Source organism: Sphingomonas sp. 1185, assembly GCF_040544655.1.
Taxonomy (GTDB): domain Bacteria; phylum Pseudomonadota; class Alphaproteobacteria; order Sphingomonadales; family Sphingomonadaceae; genus Sphingomonas.
In genome coordinates, this window is record NZ_JBEPKL010000013.1 from 41,976 (window position 1) to 54,288 (window position 12,313).

Sequence of the window (12,313 nt, forward strand, 5' to 3'; positions counted from 1 at the left end):
TCCCGTCCGTATCGCTGTGGAACAGGCGGGACAAAGGCGGCGCGCTCCGTCATATCGCCGCGCGTCCCCCGCGCGTACGAGCTGGACTAACACAGGCGAACCATGCCCGCCGGACGGGGCGTCATGGGGCCGCGGGGGACAACGGGGAAATCATGGCGACGACACCGATCAACGTGGATGGCGACCTGTCCGACTGGAACGCGGCCGACCGCATCGATACCGGGCTGGGCGAGGGCTATTCCATCTATGCCAGGAGCGACGGCAGCGACTTCGTCTTCGCGATGACCGCGCCGATGGCGATCGGGGCCAACACCACCGCCTGGTTCAACACCGACCGCAACGCCGCGACCGGATATCAGGTGTTCGGCTTTGCGGGGGGCGCCGAATATAACGTCAACTTCAACGCCGACGGCACCGTCTCGCTCTATCAGGGCGGGGCGGGCGAGACGCTGGTGATGGCGGGGTTGCAGGCGGCGTGGTCGGCGGACCGCAAGACGGTCGAATTCCGCGTGCCCAAGGCCGCGATTGGCGATCCGCAGGCGATCGACACCCTCTATGACGTGAACGACCAGGTCTTCCTGCCAGGCAATTATTCGGCCAAGCCCTTCACCGTCTTCAACGACACCGGCATCGTCGCCGACCCCTCGCACCGCATCGCCATCGTCTGGTCCGAGACGACGGCCAACGCCTATTTCAGCAAGACCGCCTATTCGCAGCTGTTCATGGCCGCGCAGAGCCAGGCAATGCAGGCGGGCACCCCCTTCGACATTATCACCGAAGACGACCTGACCAACCTGTCGACGCTGGCCAAGTACGACTCGATCGTCTTCCCGTCCTTCCGCAACGTCCAGGCGGACAAGGTGGACGCCATCGCCCACACGCTGGAACAGGCGACCAGGCAGTTCGGCATCGGCCTGATCGCGGCGGGCGAGTTCATGACCAACGCCGCCGACGGCACCGCGCTGGCGGGCGACAGCTATGCCCGGATGAAGCTGCTGTTCGACGCGACCCGCGTGACCGGCGGCTGGCCCGCCGACGTGACGATCAAGGCGGCGGACGCGAACCACAGCGTCCTCGACGGCTATGCCACCGGCGAGACGATCCGCGACTATAAGGGCGTCGGCTGGAACGCCTTCACCAGCGTCAGCGGCACCGGCGAGACGATCGCGACCCAGACCGTGAACGGCCAGGACTATGCCGCCGCCATCGCGACCAGGACCGGCGGCCGCAACGTCATCTTCTCGACCGAAGCGGCGATGGCCGACGACAATCTGCTGCAAAAGGCGATCAGCTATTCGGTGAACGGCTCGGCCAGCACCGGCGGGCTGAAGGTCGGGCTCCAGATGACCCGCGACGCCGGGCTGTTCGCTGCCCGTGTCGACATGGACCAGAGCCAATATTCGGACGAGGTGAAGCCCGAGGACGGCTCGGCCGGCATCTATTCCAAGCTGCTGCCCATCCTCGACCAGTGGAAGTCGCTCTATAATTTCGTCGGCAGCTATTACGTCAATATCGGCAACGACCCGGCGCAGCAGCGTTCGACAGACTGGTCGGTCTCCGCGCCGATCTATGCCAGGATGATGGCGGCGGGCAACGAGATCGGGCTGCACAGCTATACCCATCCCGAGGACACCAATGTCCTGACCGCCGAACAGATCGCCTATGAGTTCGGGGCCGAGCGCGCCGAGCTGGAAAAGCAGATGAGCGCCTATCTGGGCCGCCAGGTGTCGCTGGGCGGCGCGGCGGTGCCCGGCGCGCCCGAGACGATCGCGATCAGCCAGGAGATCATGAAGCATGTCTCCTATCTGTCGGGCGGCTATACCGGCGTCGGCGCGGGCTATCCCAACGCCTTCGGCTATCAGACGCCGGGCAATGCGGCGGACGGCAAGGTCTATCTGGCGCCGAACACCATGTTCGACTTCTCGCTGATCGAATTCCAGAAGAAGACGGTCGCCGAAGCGGAGGCGGAGTGGGCCAGGGAGCTGGCCTCGCTGACCTCGCATGCCGATGCGCCGGTCATCGTGTGGCCGTGGCATGACTACGGCCCCGCCATGTGGACCGGCGATGCCGCGCAGGCGAGCCCCTATGTCACGTCGATGTTCACCAACTTCATCGCCAAGGCGGCCGCCGCCGGGGTCGAGTTCGTGACGCTGGCCGATCTGGCGGGCCGCATCTCGGCCTTCCACAAGGCGTCGATCACGACCAGCGTGTCGGGCGACACGATCACCGCCACCGTCTCCTCGACCGAGGGGCTGGGCACCTTCGCGCTCGACGTCGACGGGCAGAAGGCGGGGCAGGTCATCAAGGGCGTGGCGGGCTGGTACGCCTATGACGCCGACAAGGTGTTCCTGCCCAAGTCGGGCGGCACCTATACCATCACCATGGGCCAGGCGGCGGACGATGTGACCCACATCACCGACCTGCCGATGCGCGCCTCGCTGATTTCGCTGAGCGGCGACGGGCACGACCTGAGCTTCTCGGTCGAGGGCGAGGGCAAGGTCGTGATCGACCTGAAGGCGCCGGGCACCGACTGGACCACCGTCAAGGGCGCGACCGTGACCAGCCTGGTCGGCGAGATACTGACGCTCGATATAGGGTCGATCGGCCCGCATGACGTGACCATCGGTCATGTCGCCAATAGCGGCCCGACCATCACCGCGTTCGGCGGTGCCGATACGGCCAGGCTGTCGATCGCCGAGAACGGCACCGCAGTCGCGACGATCACCGCGACCGATGCCGACATTCCGCTGGGCGACAGCGTGCATTATGCCATCGCGCAGGGCGGCGACGGCGCGGCCTTCACCATCGACGCGACGACCGGCGTGCTGAAGTTCGTGAATGCGCCGGATTATGAGAATCCGACCGACGCGAACCACGACAATGTCTATGACGTCACCGTGCTGGCGATCGATTCGAAGGGCGCGGTCGACACCCAGACGCTGTCGGTCGGCGTCACCGACGTGGTGGGCATCACCAAGACGGGCACGATCTTCAACGACACGATCAACGGCACGGGCGAACAGGACGTGCTGGACGGCGGCTGGGGCAATGACGTGCTCAACGGGCTGGGTGGGAATGACAAGCTGGTCGGCGGGCTGGGCAATGACAGGCTCAATGGCGGCGATGGCGACGACCTGCTGATCGGCGGCTGGGGCAAGGACGTCCTGACCGGCGGTGCGGGCAAGGACGTGTTCCGCTTCGAATCGATGATGGACAGCCTGGCCTTGTCACAGCGCGACGTCATCACCGATTTCCGTTCGGGCGAGGACAAGATCGACCTGTCGGCGATCGATGCCAACATCTCGCTGTTCGCCAGGGGGGATCAGGCCTTCACCCTGCTGACCACGCCGGGGGCCAGGTTCACCGGCGCGGCCCAGCTTCGCTTCAGCTACCAGATGATCGACGGCAAGGAATATACCATCGTCGAGGGCAATACCGACGCGCTCGCGCTGGCCGATTTCTCGATCGCGCTGCTTGGCCATCACAGCCTGACCGCGAACGACTTTTATTTATAATTGAAGACTAAAGCCGCCATCATGGCGGGCATAGGTTTCCAACTGGCCAGGATGGCGCGCGAGGGCGGGGTCGGCGGTATCGCCGGCGCCGCGCTTCACGGCGCCGTCATCAGCGCGGGGCCATGGCTGATCACCGCGATCGCGGTGGCGCTGCTCCAGCATTGGGCGCCGCAGGCGATCGGGGCGGCCGATGCGCGCATGGTGCGCACCGTCCTGATCTATGGTTTCAGCCTGTCGGCGCTGACCGCCGGGCCGATCGCGATCCTGGCGACGCGGCTGGTCGCCGACCGGCTGTTCGCGCGCGATGCCGGGGGCGTGCCGGGCATCCTGCTGGTCGCGCTGGCGGCCGGGGGCGGGGCGGCGATGGTCATGGGCGCGGTGGTCTTTGGCGGGCTGGCCGGGCTGCCGCTCGGCCAGGCGGCGCTGGCCAGCCTGCTGCTCGCCTGGCTGACCCAGATCTGGATCGCCGCGCCGATGCTGACCGCGCTGCGCCATTATCGCGCGGTGCCGGTCGCCTATCTGATCGGGATCGGCGTCGTCGCGCTCCTGCTGGCCGCCTGGCCCGCGCCGAACGGGACGATCGTGCTGGCCGGGGTCACCGGGGGCACGGGGGTGACGCTGGGCGCGATCATGCTGCTGCTTCGTCGCTATTTCACCGCGCCGCCGGTCATGCCCTCGCGCGAGCTGATCGCATGGCGGCTGGCGCTGATCGTGGCGGCGGCGGGGCTGGCGGGAGCGGTGGCGCTGTGGATCGACAAATGGCTGCTCTGGGGCGGACCGGCCAGCGTCGCGATGCTGGGGCGGTTGCGGCTGAACCCAATCAACGATGCGGGCAGCTTCCTGGGCCTGCTGACGCTGGTGCCCGGCCTGACCCTGTTGCTGATCGTCAGCGAGACGCGGTTCGACCAGGCGTTCGGCAATCTGATGGCGCGGTGCACCGGCACCTCGACTCTGGCGCGGATCGAGGAGGCGCGGGCCGAACTGATCGAGACGCTGTTCGACGGCCTGCGCCTGCTGGTGCTGATCCAGGCGCTGGTCGCCGCGCTGGCCTGGGTGCTGGCGGTGCCGCTGTTCGAACTGATCGGTGCGGACCCGCGCGGCATCTTCGCCTTTCGCCACAGCGCGGCGGGGGCGGTGTTCCATCTGGTCGCGATCGGCGCGACCATCGTCCTGTCCTATTACGACCTGTTCGCGCGGGTGGTGCTGATCTGGACCAGCTTCGCGCTGGCGAGCGCGCTGGCGGTCTGGCTGCAATGGGATGCGGGCTATGCCGCTTTCGGCTGGGGCTATATGGCCGGGGCGATCGTCGCGGCGTCGGTCGGAATCGCGCTGGTCGCCGATGCCACGATCCGCCTGGTGTATCTGCTGTTCGTCGGTAACAACCCCGCCGTGGTCGGGTGCGAGGGACGGTGGGCGTGATGGACGGAATGGCGGCGATGGTGGGTCGGCGCGCGATGCTCGTGCTGGGGGCGGGCGCGCTGGGGCTGACGGTCGCCGGGCGGCAGGCCGGTCGGGGCGAGGGCGGCGTGCCCTGGCGCTGGGGCGTCGATTACGGGCCTGCGACCGATCCGGTGCTGGCCCGGCAGCTCGACCTGCTGGTGCTCGAGCCGGATCACCCCCGCGCGATCGACCGGCTGCGCGGTCCCGGCGGCCTGTTGCTCGGCTATGTCAGCCTGGGCGAGGTGCAGAAGGCACGCCCCTATTTCGCCGCGCTCGACCGTGCCGGAGCGCTGCGCGCGCCCAACCCGCATTGGCCGGAGGCGCGGCATGCCGATCTGCGCCATCCCGCCTGGCGTGCCGCGCTGCTCGATAGCGTCGTCCCGGCGATTCTGGCGCGCGGCTATGACGGAATCTTCATGGATACGCTCGACAATGCCGAGGCGATGGAACGGGCGGACCCGATAGGCGGCAAGGGCATGGTGGCGGCGGGCGCGGCGCTGGTCGCGGCGCTGCGCGCGCGCTTTCCGGAGATCCGGCTGATGCTGAACCGGGGCTATGCCGCCTTGCCCGAGGTCGCGCCGCATATCGACTATCTGCTGGGCGAATCCATGGCCTCGCGCTGGAGCTTCGCGGACAAGCGGTACGAGATGCTGTCGGACAGCGACTGGACCTGGCAGGCGGCGCGGCTGCGCGCCGCCAAGGCGCGCCATCCCGATCTGGTGCTCACCACGCTGGACTATTGGGACCCGGCGGACAGGCGCACCGTCGCGGCGCTCTATGCGCGCGAACGTGCGGCGGGATTCAGCCCCTATGTCGCGACGCTGGCGCTCGACCATCTGGTTGCGGAGCCGGCGGGATGAGGCGCCAGTCGTCGCAGCGCTGGATGGCGGTCGCGCTGCCCGTCGGGGCGGGTGTGTCGGTCCTGGCGCTCGGCCTGTTCCTGATGCCCAGCGCGCGCGAGGTGGAGCAGACCGCACGCCGCGCCGCACCGCCGCCCCCGCCGGTCGCATCGCCCGCGCCGACCCCCGCCCCCGCGCCGCCCCCGGTGCTACCCCATCCCGAACTGGCCGCCATGCTTCCGACCGCCGATGCCCCGACGCTCGCGCGGCTGACCCGGACGCTGATCGCGGCGGGCGTGGCGACCAGCAGCCTGCAGGTCGCCTATGACCTGGTCGCCGCCGGGCGTCCGGCGGTCGCCATCGCCTATCTGGCGGCGCGACCCGATGGCGCGACCCCCGCAACCTGGGCCTTTCGGGTCGAGACGCTGCGCAAGCTCGGCCGTCGCGTCGAGGCGGAGGCGCTGCTGGCCGAGGCGGTGCGCAGGCCCATCGGGGTCGCGCCGCCCGCGATCGTCGCGGCGGGCTATGCGCTCGACCGTCCCGACCTGCTGGTCGCCGCCGTCCGTTCGGGCGCGATCCCGCCGCCCGATGTCCGGCTGGCGCATGATCTGGCCCAGCGTGCCGAGGCACAGGGGCATGGCGACTGGATCGCGCAGCTCGACCAGGCGGGGGCGGCCGATTGGCGCGCGGCCGATCCCTGGCTGGCCCTGCGGGTCGCCCAGCGCACCGGCGACCGCGCCGCCGCCGAGCGTGCCATCGCGGCCTTGCCTGCCGCCGAGCGTGACGGCGCGCGGGCCGACTGGCTGACCCGCACCGGCGACCGGGCGGGGCTGCGCCGGATGCTGCTGGCGCGGGCGGCGCAGCCCGGTGCCGTCCTGCCCGACCTGGCCGAGCGGTTGCTGGCGCTGGGCGCGCGCGACGATGCGATCGCGCTGCTGCGCCGCACCGTCGCCGGACAATCGCCCGCCGCGCCCGAGGGGCAACGGCTGCTCTATCTGATGGGACCGCGCCCCGCCCCGGCGGATCGCGAGTGGTTGCGCCAACAGGCGCTCTCCGGCCCGGCGGACGAACAGGTCCGCTGGCTGGCCGCCTATGCCGAGCGCGACGCGCCCGCCGCCGCGCTGGCCTTTGTCCAGCGGCATCCGCTGGCGGCGCGGACCGATATCGCGATGCTTCGGCTGGGTCTGGCACAGGCGGCGGGGGAGCGCGGCGCGGCGCGTGCGGCAATGGCGACGCTGCTCGACGGACGGACGCTCGACCCGGCCACGCTGCGGCGGGTTTCGGCATGGGCCGGGGGGCTGGAGCCGACCCAGGCACGGGCGCTTGCAGAGCGGCGGGTCGCGGCCGGGATGGCGGGGCCGCGCGACCGGCTCGATCTGGCCTGGGCGGCGTGGAATGCGGGGGATGCGGCGCGCACCCGCGACATGCTGCGCGACCATCTGGCCGGGACGCCGGGCGATCTGTCGGCGCTGCGGCTGATGGCGGACGCGCAAGCTCGGCTGGGCGGCGCGGCGGCGGCGCGGCCCTGGCTGGAACGGGCGCTGGCGCAGGCCCCGGCCGGGCGGGTGCGGGCCGAACTGCTCGACCGGCTGGGCCGTCGTGGCGAGGCGCTGGCGCTGGTGACGGACCTGCGCCGCACCGCGCCGCGCGACACCGAACTGGCGGCGCTTCAGGCGCGGCTGCTGATCGCCTCGGGCCAGCCAGGGCGCGCGCGGGCGGTGCTGACGCCGTGATCGCGGACGACCTCGCGGCGAACGGCGGCGCGCCCGTGCCCCAGCTGGTGGTGCCCGACGCGGTCTTTGTCGATCGCCGCATCGTCGCGCCGGGCGAACCGCATCTGGTCTGGCCCGCCGGGGTCGCGCTGTCGCTGGAGCGGAGCGGGGGCGAGCTGGTCGTCCGCTATGACCGCCCGCCGAGCGAACAGGCGATCCGGGACTTTCGCGAGGCGGCGGGCGACATGCTGGGCGATCTGCGCTGGAATGACGTGACGCTGGTGCTGCGCCCGGCGGCGGGATGGCGGATGGATGCGCGGGTCGTCGGCCCGGTGCTGATCGTCGGCTTCGCGCTGGTCGCCGCCGACACCGACGACGCCCAGGCCGCGCCGGCCGACCCGGCGCGCGAGCTGGCCCATGCCGCGATCGAGGCCGATCTGGCGGCGGGCTATCCGGGGCGCGGGCGGCGTCAGGCCCAGGCGCTGCTCGCCCGCGATCCCGGCGATACCCGCGCCGCGCGCCTGCTGGCCGATGCGCGCGCGATCGATGGCGACGCGGCCGGCGCGGCGCGCGGCTATCGCGCCCTTGCTGCCGACGACAGGAGCGCCCGGCGGACCATCGCGGCGGGGGGCGGCACCGCCGCCATGGGGCTGGTCGCGCGCGAGGGCGGCGATCTGGGACAGGTCGAGGCCAGCCTGCGCGCCGATGTCCCCGTCGCCGATGCGGTCGCGATGGGCGGCGGCCTGCGGCACCTGCAAAGCCGGGTCGATACGCCCGAGGGGCGGCGGGACCGGGCAGCGACGGTGGCGGATGCCAGCCTGGCGGTCGCGCTGGGCGATGCGGCGCGGTTGCAGCTTCTGGCCTCCGCCGCGCTCGACGACGGCGTGACCGGCGGCGGCGCGCGGATCACCTATGGCCCCGCCGAGGCGCAATGGCGGCTGACCCTGACCCGCCACATGCCCGACTATGCCACCCCGGCGCAGGTGTTGGCGGGCGGCTATCTCTCGCGCGCGGCGCTGGGTGCGACCTATCGCCTCGGCTCGGGGCTGGTGGCGCAGGGCGAGGTGGGGCTCAACCGCTACGGCCTGGCCGGTGAACGCGCGGCGAGCGACACGGTGACGCTCTCCGCCGGGCTCGAATATCTGATCCGCCGCCGCTATCCGCTGCTCGGCCTCAGCTACCGGGTGGAGGCCGAATATGTCCGCCGCGCGCTGCTGGACGCGGACGGTGCGATGGCGATCCCGCTGGCGGATCGCGAAAATCACACGGTGCAGGCGATGCTGGGCGAGGCGCTGGGCGCGGTGCAACTGACCGGGCTGGCGGGATGGACGGTTGACCGTTTCGGCGGCGATGGCCCCAATGCCAGCCTGGCGCTCGCCGCGCCGATCGGGCTGGTCTGGCGCGTCGAGGCGTCGGGCGGGCTCACCTCGATCAGCCGACCGGGCTTTTCGGGGCAGCAGCTGTTCGGCCGCGCCGTCCTGACGCGCAGTCTGGGACGGCCCCGGTGAGCGCGGCGACGATCGAAGAGGCGCGCGATCCTGTCCGCCGACCCGGCTGGCGACGGGGGCTGCGCATCCTGGGCGAGATCGCGCTGGCGTTCGGCGCGCTCGCATTGCTCGACCATCTGCTGACCGGGGGGACGGGCTTTGCCGATGTGCGGCCCAGCCCCTATTGGATCCCGGTGCTGGTCATGGCGCTGGTCTATGGCACCGGGGCGGGGGTCGTCGCGGCGGCGACGGCCTCGGCGTTCTGGCTGGTCGCGGCGCATGGCGACGGGACCGAGCGCGACTATCTCGACATGCTGCTGCACCTGTCGCTGCCGCCCCTGCTCTGGGGCATCGTCGCGGTCGCGGTGGGCGAGGCGACGCTGGTCCGCAAGCGGCGCTATAGCCGGGCGGAGCGGCGCGCGGCCCAGGCGACGCGCGACATCGGGCGGCTGACCGACGCGCATGAGCGGCTGACGCGCACCAATCGCGCGCTGCAACGCCGGGTCGCCTCCGACCCGCGCACCATGGGCCATGTCGTCGCGGTCGCCACCCGGCTGGCGGCGAAGGATGCGGCGGAGCGGTGCGCGGCGATCGCGCAGCTGATCGCGCTGGCGGCGCGCAGCGAGGATTTCACCGTCTATCGGATCGTCGGCGACGGGGCGCTGGTCTGGCTGCGCGGCGCGGCGGTGCAGGGGCACAGCCCGGGTCGCCCCGACAGCCTGTCCCCCGCCATGGTGGAGCCACTCGCGGGGGACGACCGCATCCGCCATGTCGCGCGCCGCGCCGATCGCACCCGGCTGGCCGGTTTGGGCGTCGCGGCGGTGCCGTTGGCGGGCGAGCGCGGCGCCGTCATCGGCCTGCTGCTGTTCCACACCATCCCGATCGAGGCATTCAACGCGCATCGCATGGCCGAGCTGACCGAGATCGGCAGCTGGCTGGCCCCGCTGATGGACGGATCGGCGTGACCCGGCGTTACGCCGCGCTCGCCATTCTGGACCTGGCGTGGATCGTCCTCGTCATGGCCTTTATCCCGGCGGGCGGGGCGGCGGTGGCGGTCGCACTGCTCGGACATGCCGCGCTGAGCCTGATCACCTATGCCGTCTGGCTGCGGTCCGATCCGCATGGCGGCTATGCGGCGGCGATATTGGGGCTGGGCGGGCCGGTCGGGCTGATGCTGGGGCAGGGGCTGGGCCGGATGGGCGAGCGCTGGGCGACGGGCAGCGCGTGGCATGACCGGCTCGACCGCATGTTCGGCGCGCGTGCGGTGCCCGCGCGGCGGCGCGGCGCGGCGCTGGAAATGGCGCGGCTGCTCGACGGGCGGGTCTATCATCCCGCCCCCGAACGGCTCGATTCGCTGCATGGCGTCCTGCGCCATGGTCCGGTTGCCGTCCGTCGCCGCGCGCTGGAGACGGTGGTCCGTGCCTTCGAGCCGGGCCTGTCGCCGCTGGTCGCGCAGATGCTTGACGATCCCGACCAGACCATCCGCGCGCTCGCCGCCGCCGCCTCGGCCCGGATCGTCCAGAATCTGATCGAGCAGCGCGCCGTGCTGGAGGCGCGGGTGGCGGGGGGCGATAGCCAGGCAGCGGTGACGCTCGCCCGGTTGCTGGCCGAGCATGGCCGCGCCAACCGCCTGTTGTCGGATACCCAGCGCCAGCATCTGTGCGCGGATGCGGCCAGGCTGCTGCGCGCGCATGGCCTGGGTGCGGAGGCTGACGCGCTGGCGATCGAGGCGGCGTGGGCGGCGCAGGACTATGCCGCGATCGACCGGCTTCACGCGCTGGCATGCGAATCGGACGACGATGCCCTGTGGTGGCGGATGGAGGCGGCGCGATGACCCGCATGGGCGAGGCCGACGACTTGGACGCCGATGTCTGCCTGATCGTCGAGGGAGCCTACCCTTACGTCATCGGCGGCGTGTCTGGCTGGCTTCAGGACTTGATCACCCATCTGCCCGAGATCCGCTTCGCCGTGGTCGCGATCAAGGCGGGGCCCGCCGCGCTGCCGTTCCGGATCGCCCCGCCGCCCAATGTCGTGATGGTCCGCGAGATCGGCCTGGCCCCCGCCGCCGCCGCGCCGCGCGCCATCCCCAACCGGGTCGCGAGCCGGATCGCCGAGGCGCTGATGGCCTTTGTCGCGACCGGCGAGCGAGCGGCGATCGCCACGCTGCTCGACCTGTTCGCCGGGCTGGACCCGATGCCGGAGCCCGGCGACATATTGGCGCATCCCGCAACCTTCCAGCGGTTGCAGCGCCATTACCGCGCCATCCTGCCGCGCGCGTCCTTCCATCATTATTTCTGGGCGATGCGCACGCTGCTCGGCGGGCTGCTCGCGGTGCTGATCGCGCCCCTGCCGCGTGCGCGGGTCTATCACACCATCTCGACCGGCTTTGCGGGCCTGCTCGCGGCGCGCGCGGCGCAGGCGACGGGGCGGCCCGCCTTCATCACCGAACATGGCATCTATCTGCTCGAACGGCAGATCGAGGTGATGATGGCCGAGTGGATCGGCGACCAGATCGACACCGGGCTGGAGCTGGAGCGCAGCGTGCGCGACCTGCGCGACCTGTGGGTGCGCGCCTTCACCAGCTATGCCGAGGCTTGCTATGCCGCCTGCGACCCGATCGTCGCGCTCTATGGCGAGAACAACGCGGTACAGCGGCGGCTGGGGGCGGCGGCGGAGCGGGTGCGGGCGATCCCCAACGGCGTCGACGTGCGACGCTTCGCGCATCTGCCCGACCGGCGCGATCCCGCCCGGCCGGTCGTCGCGCTGCTCGGCCGGGTGGTGCCGATCAAGGACGTGAAGACCTATATCCGCGCCGCCGCCATCGTCCATGCCGCGCGCCCCGACATCCGCTTCGTCGTGCTGGGCCCGGAGGACGAGGACCCCGAATATGCCGCCGAATGCACCGCGCTGGTCGCCGAACTGGGGCTGGGCGAGGCGCTGAGCTTCGAGGGGCGGGTCCGTATCGAGGACTGGATGATGCGGATCGACCTGCTCGTCCTGACCAGCCTGTCCGAAGCGCAGCCGCTGGTCATCCTGGAGGGGGGCGCGTGCGGCATCCCGGTCGTCGCGCCCGATGTCGGCAGCTGCCGCGAGATGATCGAGGGGCGCGGCGGCGCGGATAGCGGCCATGGCGGCATCGTCACCCCGCTGGTCAACCCGGCCGCCACCGCGCAGGCGATCCGGCGGATCATGGACGATCCCGACCTGCGCACCCGGATGGGCGAGACGATGCGCGAGCGGGTGGTGCGCGATTACGACCATCCGGCGATCATCGGGGCCTATCGGCAGTTATACGGGGAGCTCGCGGCGCGCCTCTAAAA

At 71.3% G+C, this 12,313-nt stretch carries 8 protein-coding genes; all 8 read left to right on the forward strand.

The features are described from left to right. Window positions 1-152 precede the first annotated feature (152 nt). The 8 genes from ABIC44_RS10660 to pelF are packed head-to-tail and all read left to right on the forward strand — an operon-like array spanning window position 153 to window position 12,311. Entirely contained in the window at window positions 153-3,515 is a 3,363-nt protein-coding gene (locus ABIC44_RS10660; RefSeq protein ID WP_354295336.1) for a M10 family metallopeptidase C-terminal domain-containing protein, read from the forward strand. After that, complete coding sequence (gene pelG, locus ABIC44_RS10665; protein WP_354295337.1) at window positions 3,516-4,934, forward strand: exopolysaccharide Pel transporter PelG; 1,419 nt, start codon at window positions 3,516-3,518, stop codon at window positions 4,932-4,934. It abuts the gene before it with no gap. Beyond that, entirely contained in the window at window positions 4,934-5,815 is an 882-nt protein-coding gene (locus ABIC44_RS10670) for a glycoside hydrolase family 191 protein (protein ID WP_354295402.1), read from the forward strand. The genes pelG and ABIC44_RS10670 overlap by 1 nt, the downstream gene beginning before the upstream one ends. After that, window positions 5,812-7,527: a hypothetical protein gene (locus tag ABIC44_RS10675; RefSeq protein WP_354295338.1), complete on the forward strand. Its 1,716-nt coding sequence runs from the start codon at window positions 5,812-5,814 to the stop codon at window positions 7,525-7,527. The genes ABIC44_RS10670 and ABIC44_RS10675 overlap by 4 nt, the downstream gene beginning before the upstream one ends. Further along, window positions 7,524-9,014, forward strand: coding sequence for a hypothetical protein (locus ABIC44_RS10680; RefSeq protein WP_354295339.1), 1,491 nt, complete (start codon window positions 7,524-7,526; stop codon window positions 9,012-9,014). Before ABIC44_RS10675 ends, ABIC44_RS10680 begins: the two co-directional genes overlap by 4 nt. Then, the gene (locus ABIC44_RS10685; RefSeq protein ID WP_354295341.1) at window positions 9,011-9,958 is read left to right on the forward strand and encodes a hypothetical protein; all 948 of its coding nucleotides are present in this window, start codon (window positions 9,011-9,013) and stop codon (window positions 9,956-9,958) included. Before ABIC44_RS10680 ends, ABIC44_RS10685 begins: the two co-directional genes overlap by 4 nt. Further along, window positions 9,955-10,827 (forward strand): hypothetical protein, encoded by an 873-nt coding sequence (locus ABIC44_RS10690; RefSeq protein WP_354295343.1) that lies wholly within the window; start codon window positions 9,955-9,957, stop codon window positions 10,825-10,827. The genes ABIC44_RS10685 and ABIC44_RS10690 overlap by 4 nt, the downstream gene beginning before the upstream one ends. Continuing rightward, on the forward strand, window positions 10,824-12,311 hold the full coding sequence (pelF, locus tag ABIC44_RS10695) for a GT4 family glycosyltransferase PelF (protein WP_354295345.1): 1,488 nt from the start codon (window positions 10,824-10,826) through the stop codon (window positions 12,309-12,311). Before ABIC44_RS10690 ends, pelF begins: the two co-directional genes overlap by 4 nt. Window positions 12,312-12,313 lie beyond the last annotated feature (2 nt).